The following is a 15606-nucleotide window of genomic DNA, read 5'->3' as shown; positions in this document are numbered from 1 at the left end:
GGACGGCCTTCCTAAGGGGAGCGTCGAAGACCCTAGCGCCCAAGGCCGGAAAAGGCCAGCGACGCGGGGATCACTCGGTGCGGGGAAGATCGAAGATCTGGCCGGGATAGATCAGGTCGGGGTCGCGGATCTGGCCGCGATTGGCCTCGAAGATCTTCACGTATTGCATGCCCCGGCCATAGGCGCGGTCGGCGATGCCCCACAGCGTGTAACCCGGTTGCACGGTGATCACCCGAACGCCGGTCGCGCCCCCGGGCCCCGCGGGCGGCGCGGCGGTGGCGGCGATTTCGGCAGGAGCCTCGCGGTGGAAGGGCGTCTCGAAGCGCGCGGCGACGCTGCCATCGGCGGCCAGCAGATCGGCCCGCAGCGCATAAAGCCCGGCGGCGATCTCGGGCGCGCGCAGCGTCCAGCGTCCGGTACCGTCGATGCCGGTCTCGGCCAGCGGCGCGTTGTCGAGATAGATCCGCAACTGGCCCCCGGGGCGGCCGCGCCCGGCAAGGTGCACCGCGCCTCCCCCATCGTAGGTGATCGCGTCGAGCGTCACGCCCGAAACCGGCGCGGCGTCCCCGTCCTGCGGCGGTTCGACAAGGCGCACGCCCTCGGCATCCGAGATCAGGATTGCGGGCGCGGCGGGCGGGGCCTCGATCACCGGCCTGTCTGTCGGGGCGGTCGCAGAGGTGCCGTTGTCCGACAGGCCCTCCGCCACCGCCGGTTGGGGAGCCGGCGCGCCGCTATCTGTCGCCTGATCTGCCACCTGTTCGTCCGCCTGCGCGCCCCCGGCCGCAGGTTCGGCCTCGACGGCGGGCGGAACCGGGAACGGCCCTTGAGACGGATCGGGCGATGGGGCGAGGATCACCGTGGCCTCGGACGGGGTCGTGCGCCCGTCGGCGCTAAGCATCGAGAGCGAGATCCGGCGCGGATCTTCGCTCTGGTCCAGATCGAACAGCACCGCGAAATCGCCATCGGCACCGACCTCGGTGCGGGCAGCCTCGCGGCCCTCGACCAGGATCGCGACCGAACTGCCGACTTCGGCACGACCCGCGATCAGGGCGTCGCCCTCGGGGCTGACCCGCACCACGTCGAAGGCGGGCGCGGCGGCATCCGGCGGCGGCGCTATATCCGAGCGGTCGCCCCGGGGCGCGGCCCCGGGCGGGACGTGACCGGCGGCCTGTCCGGCTTCGGGGTCGGCGTCAGGGGCCGCAACGTCAGGGGGTGAAGAGTCCGGGCTGCCGTGGGACGGTGCCGCAGAAGGGCCGGTCGACCGATCAGTCGACGGGCCAGATTGCGGAACGGCCGACGGGGCTGCGACGGGCGCCTGCGCGTCGGCCTTGCGGTCGTCGTCGCGGTCGAGGAACCATGCCACGACCATCAGCACCAGAAGCGCCTCGCCGCCGAGGATCGCCCAGGTCCAGACCGACCGCTTGCTCTCCGACATCGCCTTCCCCATCTGCGCGCGTCCCCGCCAGGCGAGCGCCTTGCGAGACCATACCAACCCCGGTATCACGGGTCCAGAAAACCGATCCCGCAGGCGCCCCATGACCCTTCAAAACCCCTCGATCTGTGTCTTCTGCGGCTCACGCGACGGCACGCGCCCCGACTATGCCGAAGCCGCCGACGCGCTCGGCCATGCGCTGGCCGAGGCGGGCTGGCAACTTGTTTATGGCGCGGGCGATGTCGGATTGATGGGCCGGGTCGCGCGGGCGGCGCAGGCCTCGGGCGGGCGGACCTTCGGGGTGATCCCCGTGCACCTGCTGGACCGCGAGGTCGGCAAGCGCGATCTTTCGACCTTCATCGTGACCGAGAACATGCACGAGCGGAAGAAAGTCATGTACATGAATTCCGACGCGATCGTGGTGCTGCCGGGCGGCGCCGGGTCGCTGGACGAGTTCTTCGAGGTGCTGACCTGGCGCCAGCTGGGGCTGCACGCCAAGCCGATCTATCTGCTGAACACGGCGGGCTTCTGGAACCCGCTGAGCGCACTGATCCATCATTTCATCGACGAGGGTTTCGCCGAACCCTCGCTTGCGGCCTATGTCCGGGTGGTTCCGGACGTGCCCGCCTTGATGGCGGACCTGCGCGAGGCCCTGTCCTGCCGCAGGCTTTCGGCCGAATAAAGCGCCAGCGCCGTCCAGATCAGGGCGAAGGCCAGGATGTGCCAGCCGGTGAAGGGCTCGCGGAAGACCAGCGTCGCCACCATCACCTGCAGCGTGGGGTTCAGGTACATCACCAGCCCCACGGTGGCGAAGTTCACCCGCTTGGTGGCATAGCTGAACAGCATCAGCGGCAGAGCCGTCAGCGGCCCGGAAAAGATCAGAAGCAGGCTGTCGCCAAGATCGTGGCCAAAGGCGCCCAGCGCCCGGCCGGTCAGCCCGGTCCAGCCCGCGACATGCACCCCCCAGAGCCAGACCACCGCCAGCGGCAACAGCAAGACGACTTCGGCGGTGACCGACACGACCGGCCCGGCGGGCACGCCGCGCTTGGCCAGTCCGTACAGCGCGAAGGTTCCCGCCAGCGCCAGCGACACCCACGGGGCGACGCCGAGCCCCCAGGTCAGCAGGGTGACCGCCACGGCGGCGATGCCCACCGCGCCCCATTGCAGGGCGGTGGGCCGTTCGCCCAGTGCCGCGAAGCCCACCGCCACCGCGACCAGCGGGAAGATGTAATAGCCAAGGCTCGATTCGACCGCATGGCCGATCTGGATCGCGTAGATGAAAAAGAACCAGTTGGTCGAGATCATCACCGCCGCCGCCGTCACCAGCCAGAGCGCCCGGGCCTGACCGAAAAGCCGCCAAAGCTCGGCCAGCCGCCCCTGCACCGCCAGCACCAGCCCGAAGAAGACCAGCGACCAGATCGTCCGGTGGCTCAGCACCTCGAGCGGCGGCACATGGGCCAGCAGCTTGTAATACATCGACGACAGGCCCCAGATCGTCGAGGCCCCCACCATCGCCAGAACGCCCTTCGCGGCCGGGCTGAGCGGGCTCATCGCGCCGCCATGAAACGGGCGAGACGGGCCAGACCTTCCTCGATATCCTCGGTCGAGCGCGCATAGGAAAAGCGCAGCGTGCCCGCCCCCCGGTCCTGATCGAAATCGAGCCCCGGCGTCACCGCCACCCCGGCCTTTTCAAGGATCTCGGCGGCAAAGGCGCGGCTGTCGGTCGTCAGGTCCGACACGTCGGCATAGACGTAGAAGGCACCATCGGGCGGCGCGATCCGGGTGAAGCCCGCCTTTGGCAACCCCTCCAGCATCAGCGCGCGGTTCTTGCGGTAGACTTCCAGGTTGGCCTGCAGCTCGTCGCCGCAATCGAGCGCCGCCAGCGCCGCGATCTGGCTGGCATGGGGCGCGCAGATGAAGAGGTTCTGCACCAGCCGCTCGACCCGGCGGACATGATCCTCCGGCACGACCATCCAGCCGACGCGCCAGCCGGTCATCGAGAAATACTTGGAAAACGAGTTGATGACATAGGTCTCGTCGGCGATCTCGAGCGCACTCACGGCTTTGCGGTCATATTCGATGCCGTGATAGATCTCGTCCGAGATGAAGGCCGCGCCGCGGGCCTCGGCCGCCCCGATCAATGCGGCCAGCGCATCGCGGTCGAGCATCGTGCCCGAGGGGTTGGCGGGCGAGGCCACAAGCAGCCCGTCGAGATCTTGCGGCAGGTCGCCCGGCACCGGCTGCAGCCGGTGCTGGGTTTCGGTCCGGATCATCACCGGCTCCAGCCCCAGCGCCTTGAGGATCGCCTTGTAGGACGGATAGCCCGGCGCGCCGATCCCGACGCGCGCGCCGACATCGAAAAGCGAGGTGAAGGCCAGCGTGAATCCGCCCGAGGACCCCGGCGTCACCACCACCCGGTCGGGGTTCAGATCGACCCCGTACCACTCGCGGTAAAGCCCCGCGATCCGGGCGCGCAGCGCGGGCAGACCAAGACCCACGGTGTAGCCCAGCGGCCCCTCTTCCATCGCGCGGGCCAGAGCCTTCCGGGCCCCGGCGGGGGCGGGCGTGCCGGGCTGGCCCACCTCCATGTGGATGATGGTGCGCCCCTGCGACTCGGCTCGGGCGGCGGCCTCCATCACATCCATCACAATGAAGGGATCGACCTCGCCCCGGCTTGAAACCTTCATGCCCGTCTCCTTAGGGTGCCTGCCAGTTGCAGGCTTTCTTCCAGCCGAGAGGGGCGAGGTCAATGGCAGCCATGACAGGACTGGCGCGCGGCCTGGCGGGCCTCGCCCTGGCGCTGATCGTCCTGCTCGCGCCGCTGGCCGCGCGGGCGCAGTCGCTGATCCGCGACGCCGAGATCGAATATGCGCTGAAACGCCTGACCCAGCCGCTGGCGGTCGCCGCCGGGCTGAGCCCGCAGCGGGTGCGGGTGATGGTTTTGCAGGATTCGAGCCTCAACGCCTTCGTGCTGGATGGCCAGACCATCATGATCCATTCGGGGCTTCTGCTGCGGCTGGAAAGCGCGGCCGAGCTTCAGGCGGTGATCTCGCACGAGCTGGCCCATATCGCGAACGGCCATATCACCCGGCGGCTTGCGAATATCCGCGGCGCCGGGTCCGCCGCCGGCATGGGCCTGCTGATGTCGCTGGCCGTGGCGGCCACCGGCAATGCCGACGCGGCCGCGGGGCTGGCGATGGGCACCTCCTCGACGGCGCAGCGGCTGCTGTTCGCCCATACCCGGGCCGAAGAGAGCTCGGCCGACCAGTCGGGCGCGCGTTACATGGCGCGGGCCGGGATCTCGCCCCAGGCGATGGTCGATGTGCTCGAGATGTTTCGCGGTCAGGAGGCCCTGTCCGAGTCCCGGCAGGACCCCTATGTCCGCACCCACCCGCTGCATGCCGACCGACTGCGCAGCGTGCGCGGCTATGCCAGCGCCTACAAGGGAACGACCCAGCCCGATGCCGAGGCCGATTACTGGTTCGCCCGGGCCCGCGGCAAGCTGGGCGCCTTCCTGCAAAGCCCGCGCTATACCCTGCGCCGGGCCGAAAAGGACAAGACCGCCATCGGCATGATGCGCCGCGCCGTGGCCTGGCACCGGACGCCCGATGCGAAACGGGCCATGGCCGAGCTTGCCCGGCTGGAGGCCGCCCAGGGGGGCGACCCGTTCGTGCAAGAGCTGAAGGGCCAGATCCTGCTCGAATCCCGTCAGTTCGGCCCCGCCGCCCAGGCTTATGCGCGGGCCGTCCAGATGGCGCCGAACGAACCCCTGATCCTCGCGGGCTACGGCCGCGCACTGCTGGCGCTCGACCGTCCGGGCGAGAACCGGCGGGCGCTCGACGCGCTCGAGAAGGCCCGCGCGCGCGATCCGTTCGACCCGCGCATGCTGCGCGATCTGGCGGTGGCCTATGCCCGCACCGGCAATAACGGCATGGCCTCGGTCGCGACAGCCGAGCGCTATGCGATCATGGGGCGGATGGATACGGCGGGCGTCCATGCGCGCCGCGCCGAAGGGCTGTTGCCGCGCGGCTCGCCGGGCTGGCTGCGGGCCGACGACATCGTCGCTGCGGCGGAACGGAGCGCGCGCAAGTGAGAGCCCTGATCGTACTGACCCTTCTGGCCGCCGGAACGCCCGCCCTGGCCGCGTTGACCGCGGAAGAGCGAACCGCCTTCCGCGCCGAGCTGCGCGCCTATCTGCTGGACCATCCCGAGGTGATCCGCGAGGCGCTGGAGGGCGCCGAAGCGCGCCGGATGGCGCGCCACGCGGCCAGCGATCTCGACCTGATCGCCGCTCATGCGGATGAGCTTTTCCACGCGCCGGACGACTGGACCGGGGGCAACCCGAACGGTGACGTGACGCTGGTCAGCTTCATCGACTATCGCGCCGAAGGTGCCGCACGGGCACTGACCGCGGCGCTGGAGACAGCCGCCAAGGACGGGCGGCTGCGGCTCGTGGTCAAGGACGCGCCCGATCCCGGGAACCCGGAGGCCCTGCGCGCCGCACGCTTCGCCCAGGCGGTGCTCCGGCTTGCGGGGCCCGACGCCTATGGCGCGGCGCAGGCCGGGCTCTTTGCGGCGAAAGGGCCGCTCGACCGGGCCGCGCTGGACCGGATCGCCGGGGCGCTGGGGCTCGACCCGGCGACGGTTGCCGTCCGGATGGACGCCCCGGACATCGCGACGAAGCTTGCAGAAACCCGGGCACTGGCCGAGGCGCTCGATCTGGGGGCCTCCCCGGCCCAGGTGCTGGACCGCACGCTCGTCCGTGGCGACGTGCCCGCCGTCGCGCTGTCGCGGATGGTCGAGGCCATGCGCCGCAAGAAGTGACCGCTGCGGCCGCATTTGCCCATTGGCCCGGCACCGGGTATGTGGTCGAAGAGGGACCGACCCGCGTCCTCACGAACGGAGAGAGCCGATGACCCGCATGACCGCCGCCGCGCTGATGGCCCTTGGCCTCGCCGCTCCCCTCGCCGCCCCCGCTCAGGCGTTCGATCTCACCGACATGACCGCCGCCGACCGCGAGGCGTTCCGCGCCGAGGTGCGGTCCTATCTGATGGACAATCCCGAGGTGCTGATGGAGGCCATCGGCGTGCTCGAGCAGCGGCAGGCCGACGCCCAGGCGCAAAACGACGAGACCCTGGTCAAGGTCAATGCCAAGGACATCTTCGAGGACGGCTATTCCTGGGTCGGCGGCAATCCCGAGGGGGACGTGACCCTGGTCGAGTTCACCGATTACCGTTGCACCTATTGCCGGAAGGCCTATTCGGAAGTGACGCAACTGGTCGAGGGCGACGGAAACATCCGCTTCGTGGTGAAGGAGTTCCCGATCCTCGGCGACCAGTCGGTTCTGTCCTCGCGCTTTGCCATAGCGGTCCAACAAGTCGCGGGCGACGCAGCCTACGCCAAAGTGCATGACGCACTGATCACCTTCCGCGGCAATGTCACCGACGACTCGCTGAAGCGTCTGGCCGAGGAAAACGGGCTTGACGCAGCCGCGGTGCTCGAGCGGATGAAGGCTCCCGAGGTGGAGAAAGTCATCTCCGAGAACCACGCCCTGGCACAACGGCTGCAGATCTCGGGGACCCCGACCTTCATCCTCGGCGACCAGATGATCCGCGGCTACGTCCCCCTCGACGGCATGAAGCAACTCGTCGCGGACGTCCGCGCCGACTGAGCCCATAGCTCAGCTCCCCAGGAAAATTCGCGAATTTTCCTGGGGAGCTTTTGTCTTGGTCTTGCCAAGATACGTGCCGGGTTCCGCGCAAAATTCTTCGCAGAAGAATTTTGCGCCCCAGCGGCGACAGAATACCCTATTCCGCCGCTTCCGCTTCGGACGCCGCCCGGGCCGCCTCGATCTCGGCAGCCTTCTTCTCGACCTCCTCGACGATATGCTCGATCATCGCCTCGTTCGAGATCCGGTGGTCCTGCTTGCCCGCCAGGTAGACCATCCCGTTACCGTTGCCGCCACCGGTAAAGCCGACATCGGTCATCAGCGCCTCACCCGGCCCGTTCACCACGCAGCCGATGATCGAAAGGCTCATCGGTGTCTTGATATGCTCAAGCCGCTTCTCCAGCGTCTCGACCGTCCTGATGACGTCAAAACCCTGCCGCGCACAGGACGGACAGGAGATGATGTTGACGCCCCGATGCCGCAGCCCCAGCGCCTTGAGGATCTCGTATCCGACCTTCACCTCCTCGACCGGATCGGCCGACAGCGACACCCGCAGCGTGTCGCCGATCCCCATCCACAGAAGGTTGCCAAGCCCGATCGCCGACTTGATGGTGCCCGGCACGAAGCCGCCCGCCTCGGTGATGCCCAGGTGGATCGGCGCCTCGGTCACCTCGGCGATCCCCTGATAGGCCGCCGCCGCCAGGAACACGTCGGAGGCTTTCACCGACAGCTTGAACTCGAAGAAGTCGTTATCCTCGAGGATCCGGATATGTTCGAGCGCCGACTCGACCATCGCCTCGGGGCAAGGCTCGCCGTATTTCTCCAGCAGGTGCTTTTCCAGCGAGCCGGCATTGACCCCGATCCGCATCGAGCAGCCATGATCGCGGGCGGCCTTGATGACCTCCCTGACACGCTTTTCGTCGCCGATATTGCCGGGGTTGATCCGTAGGCAGGCAGCCCCCGCCTCGGCGGCCTCGATGCCGCGCTTGTAGTGGAAATGGATGTCGGCCACGATCGGCACCGGGCTTTCGGCGACGATCTCCTTCAGCGCGCGCGACGAGTCCTCGTCGGGCACCGAAACCCGCACGATATCCGCGCCCGCCTCGGCCGCCCGCAGGATCTGGCCAAGGGTGCCCTTCACATCGGTCGTGACCGTGTTGGTCATGGTCTGGACCGAAATCGGGGCATCGCCACCGACGGCCACGGGACCGACATGGATCTGACGGGACTTGCGACGGTCGATGCTGCGCCAGGGGCGCACGGCGTTGAGAGACATGGGTCTACCTGTCCGGGCGTTTGTGAATCCACCTTTTGGATAGAAGATTCCCCGCCTCGGCGCAACGCGCGGCCTTGCCGCGCCCCCCCACCGGCAGCGCGGCACCGGCCCGCCCGTCGACAGAACCGCGCGCCGCAAAAACGCACCGGCCCCGCCGCGCAAGGCAACGGGGCCGGTCTGGTGAACTCGCAGCCCGCGCGAACCGGCGCGGGCGCCGGGATCAGGCGCGGGCTTCGCGGATCAGCCGCAGGATGTCGTTCGCCGCGGCCGGGATGTTGGTGCCCGGCCCGAAGATCGCCTTGACCCCCGCTTTCTTGAGGAAATCGTAGTCCTGATGCGGGATCACGCCGCCGCAGATCACGATGATGTCCTCGGCGCCCTGTGCCTTCAGCGCCTCGATCAGCTTCGGCGCCAGGGTCTTGTGACCTGCCGCCAGCGACGAGATCCCGACCACATGTACGTCGTTGTCGATGGCGTCGCGCGCCGCCTCTTCGGGGGTCTGGAAAAGCGTGCCCACATCGACGTCGAAGCCGATATCGGCAAAGGCCGTCGCGATCACCTTGGCGCCGCGGTCATGCCCGTCCTGCCCCATCTTCACCACCAGCATCCGCGGCCGCCGCCCCTCTTCCTCGGCGAAATCCTCGACCGATTTCTGGATCGCGGCAAAGCCTTCGTCGCCCTCATAGGCCGCGCCATAGACGCCCGACAGCGTCTTGACCTCGGCGCGGTGTCTCCCGAACACCTTTTCCATCGCCATGCTGATTTCTCCCACCGTGGCGCGCGCCCGCGCCGCCTCGACCGCCAGCCGCAACAGGTTCCCTTCGCCGCTGGCCGCCGCCTGTTCCAGCGCCTCAAGCGCCGCCGTGCAAGCCGCCGGATCGCGGGTGGCACGGATCTTCTCGATCCGGGCGATCTGGCTGTCGCGCACCTTCATGTTGTCGACATCGAGGATGTCGATCTCGTCCTCCTTCGCGAGGCGGAACTTGTTCACGCCCACGATCACCTCTTCGCCACGGTCGACGCGGGCCTGCCAGCGGGCGGCGGCCTCCTCGATCCGGAGCTTCGGCATGCCCGAGGCCACCGCCTTGGTCATGCCACCCATCTCGTCGATTTCCTCGATGATCGCCCAGGCGGCATCCGCCAGATCGGCGGTCAGCTTCTCGACATAGTAGGAGCCCGCCAGCGGATCGACGACCTTGGTCACCTTGGTCTCGTTCTGCAGGATCAGCTGGGTGTTCCGCGCGATCCGGGCCGAGAACTCGGTGGGCAGCGCGATCGCCTCGTCGAAGGCGTTGGTATGCAGCGACTGGGTGCCGCCCAGAACCGCGCTCATCGCCTCATAGGCGGTGCGGACCACGTTGTTATAGGGGTCCTGTTCGGCGAGGCTCACGCCCGAGGTCTGGCAGTGGGTGCGCAGCATCAGAGATTTGGGGTTCTTCGGCCCGAACTCGGACATGATCCGGTGCCACAGGAAGCGCGCGGCGCGGAGCTTCGCGATCTCCATGAAGAAGTTGGTGCCGATGGCGAAGAAGAAGGACAGCCGCCCGGCGAAGGCATCGACATCGAGCCCGCGCGCCAGCGCCGTCTTCACGTATTCCTTGCCGTCGGCCAGCGTGAAGGCGAGCTCCTGCACCAGGTTCGCGCCCGCCTCCTGCATGTGGTAGCCGGAGATCGAGATCGAGTTGAAGCGCGGCATGTCGGTCGAGGTATACTCGATGATGTCCGCGATGATGCGCATCGAGGGTTCGGGCGGATATATGTAGGTGTTCCGCACCATGAACTCCTTCAGGATGTCGTTCTGGATGGTGCCCGACAGCTGCTTTCTCTCGACCCCCTGCTCTTCGCCCGCGACGATGAAGCTCGCGAGGATCGGGATCACCGCACCGTTCATCGTCATCGACACGGAAATGTCGCCCAGCGGGATGCCGTCGAAGAGGATCTTCATGTCCTCGACGCTGTCGATGGCCACACCCGCCTTGCCGACATCGCCGACGACGCGCGGGTGGTCGCTGTCATAGCCGCGGTGGGTCGCGAGGTCGAAGGCCACCGACACGCCCTGCTGCCCGGCGGCCAGCGCCTTGCGGTAGAAGGCGTTCGATTCCTCTGCCGTCGAGAAGCCCGCATATTGCCGGATCGTCCAGGGGCGGCCCGCATACATCGTGGCCTTGGGCCCGCGCGTGAAGGGCGCCTCGCCGGGGACCGAGCCCATATGGGCGAGCCCCTCGGTATCGGCCTCGGTGTAAAGCGGCTTGACCGGAATGCCCTCGGGGGTTTCCCAGGTCAGGCTGTCGAGCGGCTTGCCGCGCAGTTCCTTTTCGGCCAGAGCGGCCCAGCGTTTGGTCTTGTCCGTCATCGGATCTGTCCTTCTTCTGCTTGGCCCGCGCCGGGCGCGGGTTCAGACTTCGCTTTCCGCCCGCCTGCACCTATATCTGGGCCGACAGGAGGGCTCATGAAAAAATACCTGACGATCTTGGCATGGGCCGCGCTGGTTCCGCTGGCGGGCACCGCCGATGCGGTCAGCGAACCCGAGCCGCTGGCGCGCTGGGAAGCCGACCGCAGCGTGGTGCTGGATGCCGGAGGCGTCCGGCTGTCCGACTTCCACTGGATGGCGCGGCCGGTCGTCGTCTTTGCCGACAGCCCCGCCGACCCGCAATACCAGACCCAGATCCAGCTTCTGACCGACCGCATCGACGAGCTTGCCGAACGCGACGTGGTGGTCATCGTCGATACCGACCCCGAGGCCCAGACCGAGCTGCGCACGAAACTGCGCCCGCGCGGCTTCATGCTGGTGCTGATCGGCAAGGATGGCGGCGTGAAGTTCCGCAAGCCTCTGCCCTGGGACGTGCGCGAGATTTCCCGCTCGATCGACAAGATCCCGTTGCGCCAGCAGGAGATCCGCGACCGGCGCTGAGCCCTGCGCTTGCGCAAGGGCGCGCGCTCGCCTATACTTGGCGAGGCCTCAAAGGAGATGTTCGATGGCAAGTCCACGCAACACCCCTATTCCGGTGACCGGCCGGACCGGGCCGCGCCCGGGTTACTGATCCGCGACGCCGCCCTGGCGGCGGCGCCTGCCGTGTCGATCCCGGCCGCAATTTCCCTTGTAATACGGGCTTCTTCGTCCATCGCGCCTTTGCGGCCGTCCCTGGCAAAGGCCTCGATCATCCGCAACGCGAAATGGCCGTCATGGAAGGCCTGCACCTTCAGCGCGATGTAATCCTCGTACATCGCGATCCGCCGCTCGGGCTCGAGCGCGCGAAACCGTTCGCCGCGCATGTCGGCGATCATCGCCTCGATGGCGAAAAGCTGGCTGTAGTAGGAGACGACCGGGTCGATGGTGACGCGCGGCAGGATATGGATCTCGGCGACCAGCGCCCGGAAGACGGTATCGTTCCTTTCGCGCGGGATCAGCGGCACGAAACCCGCATCCTCCCGCATCCGTGCCGCCATCGCGTCGCGATAGGCGGCCAGAGCCTCGGGGCTTTCCAGATTGGCCAGACAGGACGCGATCTCGGCATAAAGCGCCCGATGCACGTCCCGCGTCCGTTCGGCCCGCAGCGCGGCCGCCACCCGCCGGTTCTGCCAGCCATTCACGATCCAGCCGATGGCCACGAAGGCCCCGGCAACGATCGCCTGCCAGATCCGGGCATCGAGGACGGCCGGAGGGGTCATTCGAAGTACTCCTCGTCGATCTCGTGCACGGGGAAGACCTGCCGGACCCGGCAGCCGACCTCGTAGGCGATCATCAGATCCGCCAGTCTCGGGCCATCGACCAGAACGATCCGCGCCCCAAGCTTTTCGGCCGTCGCCTCGGCCGAGGGCGAGAAGCGCGCGGTGGTCACGAAGACGCCCCGGCTGACATCCTTGAGGCTGAGCGCCCCGAAGAAGTCGCGGATCTCGCCCGACCCGACGGTCGTGCCCTCGCCATAGCGCTTGGCCTGCACATAGACCTGATCGACGCCCAGAGGGTCCTTGTCGATCACGCCATCGACGCCGTTGTCGCCGCTTCCGCCGAGGATCGCGGACCGGCCTCCGGGCCCGCCATAGCCCATGGCGATCAGCAGGTTGACGACCGTTTCCTCGAAGAACCGGGGCGATCCTTCGCGCAGCCGCCCCAACAGCTCGGAGGCAAGCCCGTCCCGGATCTCGTCATGCGCGGCCGCAAGAACCTCCTCCGGGGTGGCAGCGGCAGAGTCGCCGGGCTCTTCGGTGAGGGCCGCCTCGTCTTTCGGCCCCCTCGTGCGCGACTGAAAGTCGAGGAAGGACGGAAACCTCTTCAGATAGGCGACCGTGATGCGGTCGGGCGCTTCGGCAAGCGCTGTCCGTCCGTCTTCGGTGATCTCGAACCAGCCGCGCCGCGGAGAGCGCACCAGTCCCGCCTGCTTGAGATAGCTCCGGGCCCAATGGACCCGGTTCGCCATCCGGCTCTGCCGACCACTCGACAGCATCTCGGAACGCTCCTCGGGCGTCAGCTCGAAAAGCGCGGACATCTCTTCCACGACATCGGACACGCGCCGTTCTCCAGCCACTGCGGACTGGAGAACGGGACGCATCAATGTCTGGAAGTCGGGGATCATTCGAATTCCATGATCACTTCGTCGACGGCGAGGCTTTGGCCCGGACCGGCATTGATCCTGGCAACGATGCCCTTCTTCTCGGCGCGCAGCGTGTTCTGCATCTTCATCGCCTCGACCACGCACAACGCCTGGCCTTCCTGGACCTCCTGGCCTTCCTCGACGTCGATGGTCACGATCAGACCGGGCATCGGGCAAAGCAGCAGTTTCGAGGTATCGGGCGGCAGCTTTTCGGGCATCAGCGCGGCCAGTTCCGCCTGGCGGGGGGTGAAGACCTGCGCCTTGATCTCGGCGCCGCGGTGACGGATCACGAAGCCATGCGACGTCGGCCCGACCTTCAGCACCAGGGGCTCGCCGTCGATATGCAGCACCGCCAGCGGCTGGCCGGGACGCCAGTCCGACGTGACCCGGTGATGATCGCCACCCTCGAACTGGATCGTCGCGCCCTCGTGGTCGGCTGCCACCGTCAGCGGGAAACTTTTGCCCTGGGCCACCACAACCCACTCGCCGCCCACGGTGCGTTCGTGATTGTCCATCCGCCCCGAAATGCGCGCGCGCCGGATCTCGACCACGCGGAACATCGCGGCGGCGGCGGCGGCCACCTTGCGCAACTCGGGCTCGGGCAGCGCGACGCCCGCAAAGCCGTCGGGATATTCCTCGGCGATGAAGGCGGTCGTGATGTCGCCCGCGCAGAACTTGGGATGGTCCATCACCGCCGAGAGGAACGGCAGGTTGTGACCGATGCCCTCGACCTCGAAGGCGTCGAGCGCGGTCCGCATCTCGTCGATGGCCTGCGCCCGGGTCGGTGCCCAGGTGCAGAGCTTGGCGATCATCGGGTCGTAATACATCGAGATCTCGCCGCCTTCGTAGACGCCGGTATCGTTGCGCACGACGGCCGCGTCATGGGCGGATTCCGCCGGCGGGCGATAGCGGGTCAGCCGCCCGATCGAGGGCAGGAAATTGCGGTAGGGGTCCTCGGCGTAAAGCCGGCTTTCCATCGCCCAACCGTTGATTTTCAGGTCCTTCTGCGCGAAGGGCAGCGTCTTGCCCGCGGCGATGTTGATCATCTGTTCGACGAGGTCGATGCCGGTGATCAGCTCGGTCACCGGATGTTCCACCTGCAGACGGGTGTTCATCTCGAGGAAATAGAAGTTCTTCTGGCCGTCGACGATGAACTCGACGGTGCCCGCGCTGCAATAGCCCACGGCACGGGCCAGCGCGACCGCCTGTTCGCCCATGGCCTTGCGGGTCGCCTCGTCGAGGAAGGGCGAGGGCGCCTCTTCGATGACCTTCTGGTTCCGGCGCTGGATCGAGCATTCGCGTTCATGCAGATAGACGCAGTTGCCGTGCTTGTCGGCCAGCACCTGGATCTCGATATGGCGCGGCTGGGTGACGAATTTCTCGATGAAGATCCGGTCGTCGCCAAAGCTGTTGGCGGCCTCGTTCTTCGAGGCCTGGAAGCCCTCGCGCGCCTCCTGGTCGTTCCAGGCGATTCGCATGCCCTTGCCGCCACCGCCGGCAGAGGCCTTGATCATCACCGGATAGCCGATCTGCTGACTGATCTTCACCGCCTCGTCGGCATCCTCGATCAGGCCCATATAGCCCGGCACGGTCGAGACACCCGCCTCGGCTGCGAGCTTCTTCGAGGTGATCTTGTCGCCCATCGCCTCGATGGCGCTGGCGGGCGGGCCGATGAAGGCGACCTCGGCCTTCTCCAGCGCCTCGGCGAACAGCTTGTTCTCGGACAGGAAGCCATAGCCCGGATGCACCGCCTGGGCGCCGCTTTCCTTGATCGCGGCCATGATCTTGTCGATCACGATATAGGACTGGTTCGCGGGCGGGGGACCGATATGGATCGCCTCATCGGCCATCTGCACATGCAGCGCATGCCGGTCGGCGTCGGAATAGACCGCCACCGTCTTGATACCCATCTTGCGGGCGGTCTTGATGACCCGGCAGGCGATCTCCCCCCGGTTCGCGATCAGGATCTTGTCGAACATCTCTGTCCCTTCCAGCGTTCCGCCCGGACGAGCCCGCCCCGGCGCTTACAAAGCAAAGGGCCACCGGGGCGCGCCGCCCCGATGACCCTCACAAATTCTCGTCCGAACGGGCCAGCGGCCCGCCGGTTCAGATCAGCGGCACACGCCCGCGTCGTCGCACATGGCGCCGCCAAGCGCGCCGATCGCGGCACCGGCCGCCACGTTGGTGTCAAGCACATCCGCGATGAGCGCGCCGCCGAGGCCGCCCGCGACAGCGCGCTGGCTGTCATTGGACATGTTGCATCCGGCCAGCATGCCTGCTGCGGCCAGCAGCACGAGAAACTTTGGACTGGGCATTCTACTCCGCCTCCACGGATCTTGTTGTTGCGCGCGCAAGATACCGGCAAGCGCCGTGCGGCGAAACGAAAATGCGCAGGACTGTTGCCGCGGAACGACGCAATCGGCGCAGGAAGGCGCGCGCGGGACCGGCGTTGCGGGAGGGTCGGCCTGACCCGGAAAATTGGGTCAGGCCTGGGGGTTGGGGAAGGGTAACGGTAAAAATAAGCAGATTGCGCTAGGGGTAAATCGCCAACCTGCCGGGTATCACTGTCACCGGAACCGGAACAAAAGAAAAGCGCACAACGCAGGGGAGAGCGGGTTTGAGCAATTTCCCGCCGATC

14 protein-coding genes are annotated in these 15606 nt (G+C 67.5%); 5 read left to right on the top strand and 9 right to left on the bottom strand.

The genetic code is table 11. The features are described 5' to 3' along the window. Positions 1-70: 70 nt before the first annotated feature. Positions 71-1435 (bottom strand): LysM peptidoglycan-binding domain-containing protein, encoded by a 1365-nt coding sequence (locus C8N38_RS09630; RefSeq protein ID WP_158272333.1) that lies wholly within the window; start codon positions 1433-1435, stop codon positions 71-73. Positions 1436-1535: 100 nt separating this feature from the next. On the opposite strand from C8N38_RS09630, the gene C8N38_RS09625 reads away from it, so the two are divergent. Beyond that, entirely contained in the window at positions 1536-2114 is a 579-nt protein-coding gene (locus tag C8N38_RS09625; protein ID WP_108026639.1) for an LOG family protein, read from the top strand. On the opposite strand, the gene rarD is transcribed toward C8N38_RS09625, so the two are convergent. Both rarD and C8N38_RS09615 read right to left on the bottom strand, forming a co-directional pair. Then, a complete protein-coding gene (gene rarD / locus C8N38_RS09620) occupies positions 2030-2983 on the bottom strand; it encodes an EamA family transporter RarD (RefSeq protein ID WP_108026636.1) in 954 nt (317 codons plus the stop codon). The genes C8N38_RS09625 and rarD overlap by 85 nt on opposite strands. Then, positions 2980-4119 (bottom strand): pyridoxal phosphate-dependent aminotransferase, encoded by a 1140-nt coding sequence (locus C8N38_RS09615; RefSeq protein WP_108026633.1) that lies wholly within the window; start codon positions 4117-4119, stop codon positions 2980-2982. Before C8N38_RS09615 ends, rarD begins: the two co-directional genes overlap by 4 nt. 62 nt (positions 4120-4181) lie before the next feature. On the opposite strand from C8N38_RS09615, the gene C8N38_RS09610 reads away from it, so the two are divergent. The 3 genes from C8N38_RS09610 (at position 4182) to C8N38_RS09600 (ending at position 7103) form a co-directional block, all read left to right on the top strand. After that, a complete protein-coding gene (locus tag C8N38_RS09610) occupies positions 4182-5525 on the top strand; it encodes a M48 family metalloprotease (protein WP_245895655.1) in 1344 nt (447 codons plus the stop codon). Then, the gene (locus C8N38_RS09605; protein ID WP_108026630.1) at positions 5522-6256 is read left to right on the top strand and encodes a DsbA family protein; all 735 of its coding nucleotides are present in this window, start codon (positions 5522-5524) and stop codon (positions 6254-6256) included. The genes C8N38_RS09610 and C8N38_RS09605 overlap by 4 nt, the downstream gene beginning before the upstream one ends. A gap of 88 nt (positions 6257-6344) precedes the next feature. Next, positions 6345-7103, top strand: a complete 759-nt coding sequence (locus C8N38_RS09600; protein WP_108026627.1) for a DsbA family protein — start codon at positions 6345-6347, stop codon at positions 7101-7103. Positions 7104-7239: 136 nt separating this feature from the next. On the opposite strand, the gene ispG is transcribed toward C8N38_RS09600, so the two are convergent. Together ispG and scpA are read right to left on the bottom strand one after the other, a co-directional pair. Then, positions 7240-8376, bottom strand: coding sequence for a flavodoxin-dependent (E)-4-hydroxy-3-methylbut-2-enyl-diphosphate synthase (gene ispG / locus C8N38_RS09595; RefSeq protein ID WP_108026624.1), 1137 nt, complete (start codon positions 8374-8376; stop codon positions 7240-7242). A 220-nt stretch (positions 8377-8596) separates the two neighbouring features. After that, positions 8597-10729, bottom strand: a complete 2133-nt coding sequence (scpA, locus tag C8N38_RS09590) for a methylmalonyl-CoA mutase (RefSeq protein WP_108026621.1) — start codon at positions 10727-10729, stop codon at positions 8597-8599. Between the two features lie 96 nt (positions 10730-10825). On the opposite strand from scpA, the gene C8N38_RS09585 reads away from it, so the two are divergent. After that, on the top strand, positions 10826-11287 hold the full coding sequence (locus C8N38_RS09585) for a DUF4174 domain-containing protein (RefSeq protein ID WP_108026617.1): 462 nt from the start codon (positions 10826-10828) through the stop codon (positions 11285-11287). Between the two features lie 86 nt (positions 11288-11373). Here C8N38_RS09585 and C8N38_RS09580 read toward each other — a convergent pair whose 3' ends face one another. From C8N38_RS09580 to C8N38_RS09565, 4 genes are all read right to left on the bottom strand, one after another. Beyond that, on the bottom strand, positions 11374-12045 hold the full coding sequence (locus C8N38_RS09580; RefSeq protein WP_108026614.1) for a hypothetical protein: 672 nt from the start codon (positions 12043-12045) through the stop codon (positions 11374-11376). Then, positions 12042-12926: a restriction endonuclease gene (locus C8N38_RS09575; protein WP_281258222.1), complete on the bottom strand. Its 885-nt coding sequence runs from the start codon at positions 12924-12926 to the stop codon at positions 12042-12044. The genes C8N38_RS09580 and C8N38_RS09575 overlap by 4 nt, the downstream gene beginning before the upstream one ends. A gap of 20 nt (positions 12927-12946) precedes the next feature. Continuing rightward, on the bottom strand, positions 12947-14947 hold the full coding sequence (locus tag C8N38_RS09570) for an acetyl-CoA carboxylase biotin carboxylase subunit (RefSeq protein WP_108026609.1): 2001 nt from the start codon (positions 14945-14947) through the stop codon (positions 12947-12949). 132 nt (positions 14948-15079) lie between these two features. Next, positions 15080-15283, bottom strand: coding sequence for a hypothetical protein (locus C8N38_RS09565; RefSeq protein ID WP_075785116.1), 204 nt, complete (start codon positions 15281-15283; stop codon positions 15080-15082). Positions 15284-15606 lie beyond the last annotated feature (323 nt).

The organism is Rhodovulum kholense (genome assembly GCF_003053725.1).
GTDB classification, from domain to species: Bacteria; Pseudomonadota; Alphaproteobacteria; order Rhodobacterales; family Rhodobacteraceae; genus Rhodovulum; species Rhodovulum kholense.
The sequence above is the reverse complement of the archived record's forward strand: the minus strand, read 5'-3'. Positions and strand labels throughout refer to the sequence as shown.